General features: G+C 32.0%; 11 protein-coding genes and 1 CRISPR repeat array. Of the genes, 7 read left to right on the forward strand and 4 right to left on the reverse strand.

The window, feature by feature from the left end; translation table 11 throughout:
• The first annotated feature begins 7 nt into the window (after positions 1-7).
• Positions 8-2,053: a CRISPR direct-repeat array (repeat unit 30 nt; unit sequence GCTTAACCTTAACATGAGATGTATTTAAAT).
• Positions 2,054-2,207: 154 nt separating this feature from the next.
• Positions 2,208-2,468 carry a DUF3781 domain-containing protein gene (locus tag P8V03_RS17300; protein WP_318799127.1) on the forward strand — a complete coding sequence of 87 codons (261 nt, stop codon included), beginning with the start codon at positions 2,208-2,210 and terminating at the stop codon, positions 2,466-2,468.
• Between the two features lie 83 nt (positions 2,469-2,551).
• Here the strand turns inward: P8V03_RS17300 and P8V03_RS17305 are convergent, their stop codons facing one another.
• A complete protein-coding gene (locus P8V03_RS17305; RefSeq protein ID WP_318799128.1) occupies positions 2,552-3,367 on the reverse strand; it encodes a GGDEF domain-containing protein in 816 nt (271 codons plus the stop codon).
• Positions 3,368-3,566: 199 nt separating this feature from the next.
• Here P8V03_RS17305 and P8V03_RS17310 point away from each other — a divergent pair, with 199 nt between their 5' ends.
• The 5 genes from P8V03_RS17310 (at position 3,567) to P8V03_RS17330 (ending at position 10,941) form a co-directional block, all read left to right on the forward strand.
• Positions 3,567-4,556 (forward strand): NADH:flavin oxidoreductase, encoded by a 990-nt coding sequence (locus P8V03_RS17310; RefSeq protein WP_318799129.1) that lies wholly within the window; start codon positions 3,567-3,569, stop codon positions 4,554-4,556.
• Positions 4,557-4,637: 81 nt separating this feature from the next.
• Complete coding sequence (locus P8V03_RS17315; RefSeq protein WP_318799130.1) at positions 4,638-7,628, forward strand: helicase C-terminal domain-containing protein; 2,991 nt, start codon at positions 4,638-4,640, stop codon at positions 7,626-7,628.
• A gap of 173 nt (positions 7,629-7,801) precedes the next feature.
• The gene (locus P8V03_RS17320; RefSeq protein ID WP_318799131.1) at positions 7,802-8,758 is read left to right on the forward strand and encodes a D-2-hydroxyacid dehydrogenase; all 957 of its coding nucleotides are present in this window, start codon (positions 7,802-7,804) and stop codon (positions 8,756-8,758) included.
• A 253-nt stretch (positions 8,759-9,011) separates the two neighbouring features.
• On the forward strand, positions 9,012-10,001 hold the full coding sequence (locus P8V03_RS17325) for an ornithine cyclodeaminase family protein (RefSeq protein WP_318799133.1): 990 nt from the start codon (positions 9,012-9,014) through the stop codon (positions 9,999-10,001).
• 139 nt (positions 10,002-10,140) lie between these two features.
• The gene (locus tag P8V03_RS17330; protein WP_318799135.1) at positions 10,141-10,941 is read left to right on the forward strand and encodes a TrmB family transcriptional regulator; all 801 of its coding nucleotides are present in this window, start codon (positions 10,141-10,143) and stop codon (positions 10,939-10,941) included.
• 118 nt (positions 10,942-11,059) lie between these two features.
• Here the strand turns inward: P8V03_RS17330 and P8V03_RS17335 are convergent, their stop codons facing one another.
• The 3 genes from P8V03_RS17335 to P8V03_RS17345 all read right to left on the reverse strand — a co-directional run bounded on the left by P8V03_RS17335 (position 11,060) and on the right by P8V03_RS17345 (position 14,818).
• Positions 11,060-12,229: a MalY/PatB family protein gene (locus P8V03_RS17335; protein ID WP_318799136.1), complete on the reverse strand. Its 1,170-nt coding sequence runs from the start codon at positions 12,227-12,229 to the stop codon at positions 11,060-11,062.
• A gap of 138 nt (positions 12,230-12,367) precedes the next feature.
• The gene (locus P8V03_RS17340) at positions 12,368-14,452 is read right to left on the reverse strand and encodes a sigma-54 interaction domain-containing protein (protein WP_318799137.1); all 2,085 of its coding nucleotides are present in this window, start codon (positions 14,450-14,452) and stop codon (positions 12,368-12,370) included.
• A 36-nt stretch (positions 14,453-14,488) separates the two neighbouring features.
• Positions 14,489-14,818 carry a tRNA-binding protein gene (locus P8V03_RS17345; protein ID WP_318799138.1) on the reverse strand — a complete coding sequence of 110 codons (330 nt, stop codon included), beginning with the start codon at positions 14,816-14,818 and terminating at the stop codon, positions 14,489-14,491.
• A gap of 257 nt (positions 14,819-15,075) precedes the next feature.
• Between P8V03_RS17345 and P8V03_RS17350 the strand changes: the two genes are divergently transcribed.
• Positions 15,076-15,540, forward strand: a complete 465-nt coding sequence (locus P8V03_RS17350; RefSeq protein WP_318799139.1) for a GreA/GreB family elongation factor — start codon at positions 15,076-15,078, stop codon at positions 15,538-15,540.
• Positions 15,541-15,632: the final 92 nt, after the last annotated feature.

The following is a 15,632-nucleotide window of genomic DNA, read 5'->3' on the forward strand; positions in this document are numbered from 1 at the left end:
ATAATATGCTTAACCTTAACATGAGATGTATTTAAATATGTATGGTTATTTACGACGAAGCGGGAGGAAAATGCTTAACCTTAACATGAGATGTATTTAAATGTAAATGTATTGAATTTATAATTAAAATATAAATGCTTAACCTTAACATGAGATGTATTTAAATCCCCTATAAAAAAGGGGTAGGGTCTCTGGAACCCTAGCTTAACCTTAACATGAGATGTATTTAAATCGTGAAACATTTTGTTAAACATTGATAACTTTAATGCTTAACCTTAACATGAGATGTATTTAAATGAAAATATAGTTGATAATACTAAATCTACATCAGAGCTTAACCTTAACATGAGATGTATTTAAATGTACCTTACTTGGATGAAGTTAACGTAAAAACGCTAGGCTTAACCTTAACATGAGATGTATTTAAATACCTAGGTACCGGAACTAATATGCAGCAGTTTGCGCTTAACCTTAACATGAGATGTATTTAAATTCCTTATACAACCCATGGAGATAAGGAAGGTAACAAGCTTAACCTTAACATGAGATGTATTTAAATGATATATAACTTTGGGATGTATTTAATCTACTTGCGCTTAACCTTAACATGAGATGTATTTAAATCACTAACCCCGTATTTACTGAACTCTTTAATAAAGGCTTAACCTTAACATGAGATGTATTTAAATTCTATATCAGTTATCCATCCACCATCCAGATGATAGCTTAACCTTAACATGAGATGTATTTAAAAATAAAAAAGATAAGGGAAATGAGTGCTCAATTAAGCTTAACCTTAACATGAGATGTATTTAAATAGTTAAAATTGATGATATTGTAAATAAGCAGATAGGCTTAACCTTAACATGAGATGTATTTAAATAAGAAGATGTTGCTAATGGAGCTGAAATAAATAGTGCTTAACCTTAACATGAGATGTATTTAAATAAGTTATAAAAAGAACTATACAGCATACAGAGGGAACGCTTAACCTTAACATGAGATGTATTTAAATATAATCCATTATTTCGCTAACATCATCGGCATAGCTTAACCTTAACATGAGATGTATTTAAATTAGTTTTTTAATAGGTAAACAAAAAATTGATTAATAGCTTAACCTTAACATGAGATGTATTTAAATTTATGTGCAATATTTATTATTTTATTAATAATAGGCTTAACCTTAACATGAGATGTATTTAAATGAATTAAAAGAGGAAATTATGTCCACAGATTCGGGCTTAACCTTAACATGAGATGTATTTAAATTAAAGAAAGGTGGTGAGGATATATGGCAAAGCTAACGCTTAACCTTAACATGAGATGTATTTAAATATATATAAGAGAGGAAAGACCTGACGCATTTACCGCTTAACCTTAACATGAGATGTATTTAAATTAAGAATTCCATGTAGTTTTATTATCCTTGCTAATGCTTAACCTTAACATGAGATGTATTTAAATTAAATCTCATATTCAATGTAAGGTGCAGTTGGAGCTTAACCTTAACATGAGATGTATTTAAATATGGATTCGCTTACTTTATTTTCACAGGGTTTAAAGCTTAACCTTAACATGAGATGTATTTAAATCTGTTGCAATTCCTATAGTACCCGCTATTGCAGTAAGCTTAACCTTAACATGAGATGTATTTAAATGTAGTTGACTTAATTATCTTTAATGGAGATACTGGCTTAACCTTAACATGAGATGTATTTAAATAAAGAACAGCTTATACAGCTTTTAGAAGGTAAATAGCTTAACCTTAACATGAGATGTATTTAAATGTCGATACCTCAGGCTTAAAGGCTGCAACAAATAATGCTTAACCTTAACATGAGATGTATTTAAATCTGGGAAAGCAATGCCGAAGAAAATATGCTTTATAACGCTTAACCTTAACATGGGATGTATTTAAATTGGTGATGGTTTTATGAATAGAGCATTTGATGAAGTTTAACCTTAACATGAGATGTATTTAAATTTAGGATATTGAGTTGATACAATAATGCCCTGCTTAGTTTAACCTTAACATGAGATGTATTTAAATATCATACCGAGCATAACCAAGATTGTATTAGCTAACATTTGATTATAGAGTTATTATGCACTGGTAGAATGACTTCTGATGAATTAAAAAGACTTACACTATTAAATTATGTTCAATGAACAGCAATTTGAAAGGTTAATATCGGGTGTCAAAAATGAGTAGTGAAAGTAACAAAAATGAACTGGTTCTGAACTTAGATAAATTGCATACAACTGAGTTAGGAGTAGTTAGAATTAAGAAAAATCTTTCTTTAGATGTGGATGATGTTGTTAGATGGTGTAGAAATAAAATACAAAATCCAAATGCATTGATAATCAGAGAGGGTAAAAACTGGTATGTAGATATAGATGATTGTGAAATAACGGTAAATGCTTATAGTTATACAATCATTACGGCTCATAAGATAAAGAAGTAAATTGGGGTTATATACTAAAAAAGCCGTAACCCATTCAGGTTACGGCTTTCCGCTCAACTATTCCTTAGAATATAGACTGTCCCTTATCTAAAATTACTAACTAAATGTAATTTTTTAGACCTCTTGCTGGTGTACATTTTACTGTCGGCTTCTCGAATAAGTTCCTCAATATCCCAGCAATTTTTGATGCTGCATTCTGAAAAACCAATACTTATATTTATTTTATAGCTTTTTAAACTATGTTTATTATAGTTTGATATAGCAGCTTCTAACCGATTTTTTATACCCTGCATATCTTTCATACAGGCTCCTGGAAGTGCAACCAAGAATTCATCTCCCCCATATCTGCATATTATATCCTTTCTAGCTAAGGAATCTCTTATTATAGTTGCTGCAGATCTAAGAAGATCATCTCCTTCAATATGCCCAAAGGTATCGTTTATCACTTTTAAACCATCAATATCTATAAATGCAATGAGCATTGAATCTTTAATTGTTGACATTTGATCCGCCTGTTTCTTTATAAGCGCCAATCCTCTTCTTCTGGTATAAAGTCCTGTAAGTTCATCAGTATTAGCGTATCCTTCCAGCTTACTATTTTTATGTTCATTGAAAATAAGTTCCCTGCAGAGGATTTCTAGCTCTTGCTTTAAGACTGTATTTCTAGCTTTCAAATTTGTTATTTTGCTTATATATCTTATTTCTATATTACTTATTACAAAGTATAGAAGAGAAGCAGATAGAATAACATAAAAATATCCTCTATATCGATCAAAATTCAATATTCCTTGGATATCATTGGAAAGCTGACCTAAGGCCTTATTGGATAATACTAACAATGCTAAACTAATTGCTGTATATACTACGGTAATCTTTAATGCATTTTGTTTTTTCTTCATTGGCTGCACCTCATTGATTTTAGTTTTATATATTAAATTTTCTCTTTTAAATACCTGTGCTAACAAAGTATTATACGTAACCAAATAGTATTTTAAGGGGGGAATTTATAAAATAATCTATGTTTATGAAATATTATTCTGATTATGGTATATTATTGTTTATACTATACGAAAAAATATTAACGAAGGATGTGGAAAGATGAGCAAGGGATCAATTTTACTTAGTAACATTACAGTTAAAGGATTTACTTTTGAAAACAGGTATGCCTGTGCACCTTTTGATATAGCAATGGCAACGGAGGATGGGTTGATTACGGAGGAACTATTATCAATTTATGAGCAGCGTAAGGGTCCATCTCTTATAGTGGTTGAACAGGCAGCTGTAGCCCCTGCCGGGCAGTACAGGGAAAGGCTCATATATGTGGATAGAGATGAGTGTATCGAAGGTTTGACAAAACTTGCAGATGTTATACATAAGAACAATCAGGTTGGGGTAGTTCAGATAAACCATGCAGGGAGTGCTGCTGATACTAATCTCACCAAAATGGAAGCTGTTGCTCCATCCGCTGTAGTAAATCCTGCCTTCAAACGTACAATGCCAAGGGCTTTGACTATTGATGAAATCCATGAAATAAAAGAGGATTTTGTAAGGGCTGCCATCAGGGTTAAAAAAGCAGGTTTTGATGGTGTAGAAATACACAATTGTCATGGATTTTTATTGACTCAATTTTTGTCCCCGATAACAAATTTAAGAACTGATGAATACGGTGGAAGTCTGGAGAACAGAAGCCGTCTTCTTTTAGAAATAACAACAGAGGTGAGGAAGGCTGTAGGTGAGGACTTCTTATTACTGGTACGTCTTGGACTGGATGACCTTCTTCCTGGAGGGCTAACTCTCGAAGAAGGCTGTCTGGTAGCAGAAAAGCTTGTTGAAGCAGGAATAGATATTCTTGATACATCCTCAGGTATGCTTCCACCGCTTGTGTTAAAAGGCCCGGCAATGTTAAGAGACATGATTAAAACTGTAAAATCAACAGTGACAGTTCCTGTTATCGGTGCCGGCAGCTTGGAAGATATTGAAATAGCAGCGGATATGGTTGAAAAGGGAGAGGTTGACTTTATAGCTCTTGGAAGACCTATATTAAATCAGCCAAACTTTGTGGAAAGTTTGTTGGAAAAGATTAAATAGAAAGAAAAAGTACCTATGATATAATCCCCTTAGACTTTATACAAGTATTAAAAACGGTTAACCATTTACCAAGGAGAAATTATGAAACCCTACAGTATATTAAATAACGTAATATTTTTAGATATAGAAACCACTGATACGGAGAATAAAATTATAAAAATTTGTGCTGTTAAAATAAAAAATAATATTGCTACAGAATTCAGCACCTTAGTTAATCCAAATAGGTTGGTGTCACTAAGTATTTCTCAACTTTTGAGAGGAATTACTCAAAAAGAACTAGATAGTGCTCCTCAGTTAAAAGAAGGGATAAGAAAGCTAGTATTTTTCATTGAAGATTTTCCAGTAGTTTATCATACTGAAATCTTTGAAGAAAATATGCTCAAAGTGGATAATGAATTTTTAGATTTAATAGAGCTTTTTGCTATTCTTTTTCCTGAACTTACAGAGTTTAATCTTCAGTATATATTAAAGAAATTTATTAATAACTATAAAGAGGAAGATTGCAGAACTGTTAGTTATGCTGAAGACATAATAATGATGGTAAATTATGCAATAAGCAGTTTTTATTATGAAAATGGCTATTCACTGCCTATGACCATTACAGAGCTGGAAAGGTGGAATTGGTATAAGCATCTTACAAAGGCAAATATGAAAGATGTAAAGTCCTTCATAGAAAGTAAACCTATTGAACCAGAAAATAGGTTTACTGAACCCTATCCCGTTTTTGCCCTTAAAGACTATGAAAAACTTTTTGAGCATGAGGAAATTTGGAGAAGAAAGGGAAGAAGCTACAGCTTGAGACCACAGCAAAGGGATGCTTCAAAATTTATAAGAGAAGGATTAGAAAAGGGCAAAATAACAATAATGGAAGCACCAACAGGACTAGGAAAGAGTATGGCTTATTTACTTCCTGCTTCTATATATACATATCTTAAAGAGGAAAAAGTTATTATATCTACTAATACAAAGGGATTACAAAATCAGCTGGTGGAGAAGGATATTCCTAATCTTTTAGAAGCATTAAATCTGAAAAGAGATGTAAGCTGTACTTTAATAAAAGGAAAGAGCAATTATCTCTGCTTTGAAAGGTTTGGAGATATAGAATATCCCAATGATATGCAAACTCTTATTGGTTATGTTTATTTAAAAAGGCTCATGGTAGAAAGAGGTATTGGGGATGCAGAAGAAATAAACCCTCTTATAAGAGAAAGGTTTAATTTAGATTTCCTGATAAATCAATGCAATTGCGATTCAGAACTTTGCGAAGTAGGCGTTTGTAAGTATAAAGACCTATGCTATTATGCATCAAAGGTTCAGGCACTAAAGGAGGCACAGATTATTGTTGTAAATCATTCCTTATTATTAAAGTGGCCTTATAAAAGTGCTGCTCCTCTTGAAAATATTGTGGTGGACGAAGCTCATAATCTAACGCAGGAAGTCTATGATGCTTTTGAAAGCGCCCTTCTTTCTAATGACTTTGAGAGAAGTCTAAAAGAGATATATAACAGTGCAGAAAAAAGCGGATACCTGTATTATTTATCAAGAAGAACTAAAAAGGATACATTACCTTTAAGTGAAGTAGAGTCGTGGATAGAACAGTGCATAAATCAAACTGTTAACATTAAAGCTGCCTTTGAAAACTATATAATCAATAGTGGCATAAGTAAGGATTACAATATCAAGGAACATTTAAATAAAAGCAATCCTAAGATAGCAGGTATAGTAAAATATTTAGAGTATCTTAAAGAGAACTTAGGCAGTTTAAACATAAATTTAGAAAAGGCAGTTTCTGTTTTAAAGGATATATCTAATCTTGAAAAGGATAAACGTCTTAAGATATTGATAGAAAAGGTAGAAGTTATAAATAGCTATAGTAAACTTTTAGAAGATGTAATAGTTCAAAGTGAAGAAGGTTATTGTTTTTACTTTGAAGTAGATAAACATTTTAAGTGGTGGAAGATATCCAGTATCCCGTTAGATGTATCCGGTGCTTTTTATGAAAAAGTTCTAAGCGGCGCTAAGAGCTGTGTTTTTATATCCGCAACTTTAAGTACAGATAAGAGCTACAATAGTTTAAAAAACACCTTAGGTATAAATATTGTAAAGTCTCAAAATAAAGAGATAGTAGAAGTTGCCCCTATAGAACCTGTCTTTGATTATAAAGGCAAGAGTGCAATCTATGCTATAGAGAATATTGATCCTAATAATACAGATACTTTTTCAGAGGAAATGAAAAAGTTTGTTATAGAGCTTTTAGCAAATGTTGACGGTAATATTATTATTCTCTTTACAAGCAGAAAAAGGCTTGAGACCTTTAAAAGAGAAGCCACAGATAACTTAAAGGCTTTAGGAGTAAGTGTTGTAGAGGGAAAAAAGGATATAGAAAAGCTGAGATCCAGAGAGGAAAGATATATTCTCCTAGGATCAAAAGGATATTTTGAAGGAATAGATATTCCTGGAGACAGTATGTCAACAGTGATTTTAGATAAAGTGCCTAATATCAATAGTAAGGAGCCCTTTTATAAGTCTCTAATAGAAAATCAAATTGAAAGAGGTAAAAGCTATTGGCAGGCTTATGCAAAGGTGAATTTTCCTATTGTATCTATAGACCTAAAGCAGATTTACGGAAGAATCATAAGAACTGAATATGATTATGGTGCCCTGTTTATTATGAGTAAATTTGACAGCAATAACTCTACAGTGAAAAAACTTGAAGATCAGCTTCATGGAGTTCCTATTATAAGAAAAGATGGGGATGAAATCTTTAAAGATTTAAAAATGAGACTGATAAGGTGGAAACAAATAAACCTTTATAAGATAATGAAGGAAGTTAAGAATTTTTTAAAGAAAGCTATTTCAGAGAAAAAGATGCTTCATAACAACATGACACTTAAGGAAATTGAGGAGTTTATAAATGAGTTTATGTCCTTAGAGTATAGCAAAAGAAATTTGAAATATGATGTAAATATTTATTTGGTCAATGGAGTAAATATTTGTATTAATGGTGAGACATTAAAATTGAATACAGCAAATAAGATTAAAATAACTGAGTATTTTAAAGATATTATTTAAGGTTGGATTTTAGAGAGAGGGAGAACGATAACCTTCTCTTTTTATTTTCAAGTATCTACTTAGGGCAATACTATAGGAAAGGTAAACTTATATAAGGCTGTGAACTTTAAGGGATTTATTTACTAGTTATGCAGTATAATTAATATTAAATAATGATAAGGAAGTGTTAGTGTATGAGAATTTTAGTTGTGATTCCATTAAATGAAGAAGAAAAAGAAAAACTTAAGTCAAAGATGCCAGAAGCGGAGTATATCTTTATATCTACTGAGGAAATTACCGATGAAGTTGTAAAGAGTGCTGATATAATCATTGGCAACGTTCCTCCTGAGTACATAAAGGGAAGCAAAAAGCTAAAATGGCTGCAATTAAATAGTGCAGGAACAGATGGATACTGTGAAGCCGGTGTAATTCCTGAGGGAGCATATCTTACAAATGCCACTGGTGCTTATGGACTTGCAATATCTGAACATATGCTTGGATTGGTACTGGAAATTAAAAAAAAGCTGAACCTATATTATAGAAATCAGATGGAACATTTGTGGAAGGATGAGGGAAATGTTACTTCAATAGAGGGAAGCACTACACTAGTTGTGGGCCTTGGTGATATTGGAGGAGATTTTGCTAGAAAAATGAAGGCACTTGGAAGTTATACAATAGCTATAAAAAGGACTAAAGGAGAAAAACCGGAATATGTTGATGAACTATATACAATGGAGGCTTTAGATGATCTTTTGCCTAAAGCAAATATAGTGGCTTTATGCCTTCCAGGAACAAAGGATAGTTATCATTTGTTTAATAAGGATAAATTTAGCTTGATGAGGAAGGATGGAATCATCATTAACGTAGGAAGAGGAAACTGCATATGTACCGAGGATTTGTGTGATGCCCTTGAAAATGGGATTATTAGTGGAGCTGGACTTGATGTAACAGATCCAGAGCCATTGCCTGAAGGTCATAGATTATGGGATCAGCCGGGAGTTGTTATTACTCCTCATATATCAGGATTTTTTCACCTTCCAGAAACTTTAAGGAGAATTGTTAACATAAGCATAGAAAATCTTGAGAATTTTAATAAAGAGAAGTCATTAAAAAATATAGTTGATTTTAAAACCGGTTATAGAAAACTATGATTAATAAAAAATACAAAGTACAATTGCTAAGTTATGGATATGTACATTGACAAAGAAAATTTTGAATATATAATAGTTACTATAGGGGTATACGCATGTAAGTTATAAAATATTAAAGAAAAACATATTATACGAAAGACTATAACTGTGACTATTGTAGTCGTTTTCAAGGCGGCTGTACTAAAAATATATAATTTAGCTTTTTAGGTTAAATTATAAAGACTGAAAATTTATATAAAAAGGAGAAATAATTATGTTATTGTTATCAAAAGAGGATATTAAAAAAGTATTTTCAATGAAAGATGCAATTAAAGCTGACAAAGATGCTTTTCGTATTTTTACAGAGGGAAAAAGTGTTGTGCCACTTCGTACTCAAGTTCCTGCACCAAAGCATGATGGTACATTCTTATTCATGCCAGCATATGTATCAGAGTTAGATTGTGCATCATTAAAGGTTGTTAATATTTTTCCTAAGAATACTGATAAAGGACTTTCATCAGCACCAGCACAGGTATTGTTAGTAGATGGTACAAATGGATTTGTAACTGCAATTTTAGATGGAACATATGTTACTCAACTTAGAACAGGAGCTGCATCAGGGGCTGCCTTTGATATATTAGCAAGAAAAGATGCAAGAAAAGGCGCGTTAATTGGAACAGGTGGACAGGCGGCTGCACAGTTAGAGGCTATGATTGTTGCTCGTGATCTTGAAGAAGTGAGAGTATATAGTTCGAACCTTGAAAGAGCAAAGGCTTTTGCAGCAAAGATGCAAGAGGAGTTAAAGGATTATGGAGTAAAAATTATAGCAGCAGAAAGTTCTGACGAAGCAATTGAAGATGCTGACTTGATTGTTACAGTTACTTCTTCCTCTAAGCCTGTATTTGATGGAAGTAAAGTGAAAAAAGGTGCAACAGTCAGTTGTGTTGGCGCTTACCAGCATCACATGCAGGAAATGGACCCTGTTATTTTAACAAGAGCAAGCAAGATTTACTTTGATTCTGAAGAAGCTGTTTTATCAGAGGCAGGGGATATCTTGATTCCCCTTGAAGATGGAACTATTACAAAAGATGATTTCACAGGTGATTTAGGAGAAGTTATACTTGGAACTGTAGTGGGAAGAGAAAATGATGATGAAATTATTGTATTTAAAACTGTGGGAATCGGAATACAAGATCTGATAACTGCAAAGTATATTTATGAAAAAGCAGTAGAACAAGGTATTGGAACTAAATGGAGTGAATAAGATAAAAAATTAGTCTTGAGTCAGTTTCTTCTTGTAATATTGAAAGAGTATTTCTATGTCTGAAGTGTTATGGTAGCATATTGTGTTAATATATTGAGAGTAGCGTAAATATATAAGAAGGTCAGGGAAGGATATAAGTATGGTAGATAATGAAATTATTTTATTAAATAAAATTGGCTTAACTGATGCAGAGGCAAAGGTATATCTAGCATTACTTCGACATGGAAGTACCTCCGGTTATGAAGCAAGCAAGTTATCATCAGTAGCGAGGTCTAAAATCTATAATATACTAGAATCATTAGTTTCAAAGGGATTTATTCTTTATACAGAGCAGGAAAACAATAATAGATATGCAGCAGTTCCAATAGATGAAATCTCGCAAAGAGTAAAACATGAAACGGAAGAGGTATTGGAGGATCTTACAGAACGATTAAAAGAATATCCTGCAAAAACTGATTTAGACTACATATGGCATATCCGTCAAAATTCTAATGTGTTTGCAAAATGTAGAGAGATTATTAAAAAGACGAAGAGTGAACTATTGATGCAGATATGGGAAGAAGATTTACCAAATTTGCTAAAGGATATACAAGAGTTAGAAAAACAAGATGTTAGAATGGGGATTGTTTACTTCAGTAACAATGAAGATTCAGAGGTTCCGTTAAAGAAATACTGCAGACATGGATTAGTAGATGAAAAGCGCAAAGAAATGGGGGGCAGGTGGATTACACTTGTTTCAGACATGAAAGAGGTTGTCTTTGGGCAAATTCTAAGTGACAGCATGGCGGAAGTTATTTGGACAGAAAGTAAACCTATGATAGCACTTGCTGCTGAATGTGTAAGACATGATATGTATTTTTACAAAAGCGCTGGTATTTTCCAGGAAGTAATGCAGAGAGAACTAGGTAAGGACTATGGAAAAATCCGGGATATTTTTTAGCTAGGGTAGATAAAAGCAAGGATAATAAGATTAAGCAATCCATTGAAAGTATTGATTTTTAATACCTTCAATGGATTGTTAGTATCAAAGTTAAAGAGAATCCATAAACCTAGTATAATTATTGTAGAGTATCAACAGCTGCTTTTAATCTTAGCAATGCTTGTTCAACTATTGTTCTAGGACAGGCAATATTCATTCTTACATGATCTTTACTTTCTTCCCCATACCATAATCCTAAACCTAATTTAGCTTCATTAGTCATAAAGTTTTTTAATTGGTCAGCGGTCATTCCAAGGTCTTTACAATCTATCCAAATTAAATAAGTAGCTTCTGGAATATTAGGTTTAATTTTAGGTATATTTTCTTTACAGTAATTATACACAAAATCTATATTTCCCTTTAGGTATACTAATAGCTGATTAAGCCATTCTTCTCCATACCTATATGCAGCTTCAGTTGCAACTAAGCTAAAGCAGTTATTTCTCTTAATATCATTTATTTGAAGAAGATAATCATATCTATTTTTCTGCTTTTCATTACCAAAAATTATAATAGAGGATTGTAATCCTGCTAGATTGAAAGTTTTGCTTGGAGAAATACAGGTTATAGAATTCTGGAAAAATTCTTTTGATATTGAAGCAAAGGGAGTATATTTATTATTTCCATATACTAGTTCACAGTGAATTTCATCTGAAACTACTTGCACACCATGCCTTAAGCAAATTTCTCCAATTTTCATTAGTTCTTCCTTAGTCCATACTCTTCCTACTGGATTGTGAGGATTACAAAGGAAAAACATTTTTACTCCTGTTTTTACTTTTGCCTCAAAGTCTTCATAATCCATTTCATATCGGCCATTAGTTAGCTTTAATGGGCTAATTACTAGTTCTCTACCATGATCTTGCACTATTTCAAAAAATTCATTATAGACTGGTGATTGAATTATTATTTTGTCTCCAGGGCTTGTAAAATCATTCATCATCATTACAAGTCCTGGAATAACTCCATGGCTGTGGCTCATATACTTGCTTTCTACATTCCAATTATGTTTTCTTGAATACCACTGACAGACTGATTCAAAATAGGAGTCAGGTCTTGATACATATCCAAATATTCCTTGCTCTAACCTATTTTTCATAGCATCAATTATAGGTTGTGCAGTTCTAAAGTCCATATCTGCTATCCACATAGGTATTAAATCATCTCTTCCATATTTAAGATTTAATTCATCATATTTGGCTGAAAAGTTATCCTTTCTACTAATAATTTCATCAAAGTTATATTGCATTCTTTTATCCTCCTAAAATATCTTTATTACCAAGATATTAATAAAAGCAAGGATTATGCCAATATAAAAGAGGGTGGTTTTCAGCAATATGTCTTAATTAGTTATAAAATAAAAGGGTTAAATAGACTTAACTTCAATCTATTTAACCCTTTTAACATTATTCATAAAACTAATACCTAATTCAGTTAGCTTGCTGCCACTTCTGCCTCTAGATATTGTTATCATTTTGTATTTTTGCAAGTTGGAAAATATAGTTCTAATTTCAGACTCAGTTAAAAATAAGTTTTTCCCTTCTATTATTTTTGAAAGGGATCTGCGGCCAATTCCAATACGCTTTTGGTAGCATAGGAACAGCTGATCCATTATAGTTATATAATCATTAAGTTTGTCATTAACAGCATCAATAAAGTCTTTATAATCCACAATATCCTTAACTTTTGTATAGTCATAAGCAGATATGATATTTATATTATTTATTGAATCTAATAGGCTTAATGGGAGATCATCAATAGTTATTTTATCTTCAGCAATACAGGTTAGGTATTCTATGTAGTTTTTAAGTTCTCTTATATTTCCTTCCCAAGAGTAATTCAAAAATATTTTTTCTATCTCATCGGAAAGCTCAAATTCACTATTTAAATCTTTTTTTATCTTCTCTAGGATAAGTAAAATATCGTTACCTCTGTCTCTCAGAGGGGGAATATTTAATGGAAGAACATTTAGCCTAAAATAAAGATCTTTTCTGAATTTACCCTTAGAGATTAGTTCAGTTAAATCTTCATTTGTTGTAGCAATAACCCGAACATCTACACTAATAACCCTATCTCCACCTAAACGAATAACTTCTTTTTCCTGTAAAATTCTTAGTAGTTTCGATTGCAGATTCAAACTCATAGCTTCTATTTCATCTAAAAATAGAGTACCCATATGAGCAAATTCAAATAAGCCAGGCCGCCCACCTTTTTTAGCCCCAGTAAAAGCACCTTCTTCATAACCGAAAAGTTCACTTTCTAGTAAGTTTTCAGGGATAGCAGCACAATTTACTGCTACAAAAGGAGAGTCTTTTCTCAAGGAACTATTATGAAGTGCTTGAGCAAAAAGTTCTTTACCAGTGCCGCTTTCACCTGTAATTAATATGGGCGAATTAGTTGCTGCCATCTTTTTTGCTATTTTTTTGGTTTTAACTATAACAGCACTTTCTCCAATAATATCTTCAAAGGAATATTTAGCTCTATAACCTCGGTTTAAAAGCTGCAACCTTAATTTTTGTTGCTGATACTCTGTATCTTTAAATTTTTTCATGATAATAAATATGCCGATAAACATATTTCCACTAACAACGGGCTCTATACTTAAATCAATATAAATATCATTTATTTTTATTAACTTACACCTAACTGGTTTCATGGAGTCCATTACTTCCTCAAAGGGAATATAATTAAAAAGTTCTTTTGCTGTTCTGCCAATAACTTCATCTTTTTCTTTTTTAATAATTCTTTCAGCACTGCTATTAATTGCAAAGACAACACCATCAGCATTAATACCAATTATGCCTTCATCAAGTGTTCTTAATAAAATATCAAATTGACTTTCAAGTTTGTTTGTCTTACCAGCTAGCTTTTCCAGGCTGTAGGTGTTTGTTGCAATTCTTTCAGAGTAGCGGATAAACTTTTCATCTTTAAGCAAAAATTCAAGGTTAAGTTTTAATACTATTTCTATTATAGTACTAACATCAAAAATTCTATCACCAATATCTATTAGTTTACTAATATTTTTAGGGGCAAACCTTGATTCACCTGGTGTAACTGCTAACTTAAGATTTGGAATTTTACTCATTCCAGGGTACACAGGGACAAATTCCACATGATTTACACCTAATTGCCCAATCAAAGAAATAGTATCAATACACATATCTATACTAGAGTTGATAAGCATACATTTTGTTCCCCTAGGAATTGACTTAATTTTACTAAGAGCTGATTTAGATAAGGTCAGATTAGGAATTACTACTTCACTTTCAACTGAAAGGTTATTTTTTATTGCCTTATAAATTGAATAAGTTGAAACAATAATAATATCTCCAGTTATCCCTTGGTTAGTTGTATGCTTTTCAACTGAGAATAACTTAGTTTCAATTAAATCCCCAAATAATTCTTTTAACTGTCCTGAATAAAACTCTGCAGCCAACTCCATAAATGTTACAATCGCAATTGTCTTGGCCATAAATCTACCTCCCAGGGTATTTATAAAAATTACTCATTATCCTAATTTGTCACCTTTTTTAACAGGTTGTTGAGGTTGTATCAACACCACTCCTTGTGCAGCGTAAACTCCTAAGACTAGCACCTCTGACATGAAATCAGCAATTTGTCTTGGCGGAAAGTTTACCACTCCTAAAACTTGCTTACCTACAAGTTCTTCTTTACTGTAACAGTCAGTAATCTGAGCACTGGATTTTTTTATGCCAATTTCATTACCAAAATCAACCCATAATTTATAAGCAGGTTTTTTCGCTTTTTCAAAAAACTCCACTTTAGTAATTTCTCCAACTCTAATATCTAATTTCATGAAATCTTCAAAAGTAGCCATAATAAATTCCTCCTAAAAATGCTATTAAAATGTAATAGATCACAATCACCTATTTGTCTAATTATATATCAAGTAAATGAAAAGTTACAAATATTTAGCATAAACTGCCTCTCTAACTATAAAATTTTCCATTTTCCATAGAAATGAGATGTATATTACATAATTCTTGCCTAATTAATGACTTACTATTAAAATAATAATAATATAGGCTATTCTATAATAGTAACGTAATATATCTTAAGGAGGGCTACCTTATTATGAATAATATACTGACACAAGAAAATATGAATAAATTAAAAGAAGAATTAGAATATAGAATGACAGTAAAAAGAGCGGAAATAGCAAAGGAGAAATTAGAGGCTGCTGCACATGGGGATAGGTCGGAAAATGCAGAGTATAAAGAAGCTTGTGCAAACTACAGAGAAAATGATAACAGAATCCAATATTTATTGACTATGATTTCAACTGCAACTGTAATAGACGATAAAAGTTTAGATAAATCAGTACTTGGGGTTAACAGTAAGTTTATTGCTAAATTTATAGAGGATGAATACGAAGAAACTATGTCATTAGTAACCACTATCGATGCAGATCCAGAAAATATGCTTATAAGTGTAGAATCAGATTTAGGTAAAGCATTGATGGGGAAAAAGGCTGGGGATATAGTTGAAGTTAATGCTCCAAGTGAAAATTATACAGTAGAAATATTAAAGATACTATAAGGGCTTGCAAAACTCTAAGTGAGTCCTCCATTTACAAAATTGAGGTTGACATATATAAAATAGTTTTAGACAAAATAATATATAATCATTAA

Source organism: Clostridium tanneri, assembly GCF_033659955.1.
Taxonomy (GTDB): domain Bacteria; phylum Bacillota; class Clostridia; order Clostridiales; family Clostridiaceae; genus Clostridium_AM; species Clostridium_AM tanneri.

Bases quoted from the DNA above. Each gene is read 5' to 3' on its own strand.
- P8V03_RS17300 (WP_318799127.1), top strand. From the start codon at position 2,208: ATGAGTAGTGAAAGTAACAAAAATGAACTGGTTCTGAACTTAGATAAA.
- P8V03_RS17305 (WP_318799128.1), bottom strand. From the start codon at position 3,367: ATGAAGAAAAAACAAAATGCATTAAAGATTACCGTAGTATATACAGCA.
- P8V03_RS17310 (WP_318799129.1), top strand. From the start codon at position 3,567: ATGAGCAAGGGATCAATTTTACTTAGTAACATTACAGTTAAAGGATTT.
- P8V03_RS17315 (WP_318799130.1), top strand. From the start codon at position 4,638: ATGAAACCCTACAGTATATTAAATAACGTAATATTTTTAGATATAGAA.
- P8V03_RS17320 (WP_318799131.1), top strand. From the start codon at position 7,802: ATGAGAATTTTAGTTGTGATTCCATTAAATGAAGAAGAAAAAGAAAAA.
- P8V03_RS17325 (WP_318799133.1), top strand. From the start codon at position 9,012: ATGTTATTGTTATCAAAAGAGGATATTAAAAAAGTATTTTCAATGAAA.
- P8V03_RS17330 (WP_318799135.1), top strand. From the start codon at position 10,141: ATGGTAGATAATGAAATTATTTTATTAAATAAAATTGGCTTAACTGAT.
- P8V03_RS17335 (WP_318799136.1), bottom strand. From the start codon at position 12,229: ATGCAATATAACTTTGATGAAATTATTAGTAGAAAGGATAACTTTTCA.
- P8V03_RS17340 (WP_318799137.1), bottom strand. From the start codon at position 14,452: ATGGCCAAGACAATTGCGATTGTAACATTTATGGAGTTGGCTGCAGAG.
- P8V03_RS17345 (WP_318799138.1), bottom strand. From the start codon at position 14,818: ATGGCTACTTTTGAAGATTTCATGAAATTAGATATTAGAGTTGGAGAA.
- P8V03_RS17350 (WP_318799139.1), top strand. From the start codon at position 15,076: ATGAATAATATACTGACACAAGAAAATATGAATAAATTAAAAGAAGAA.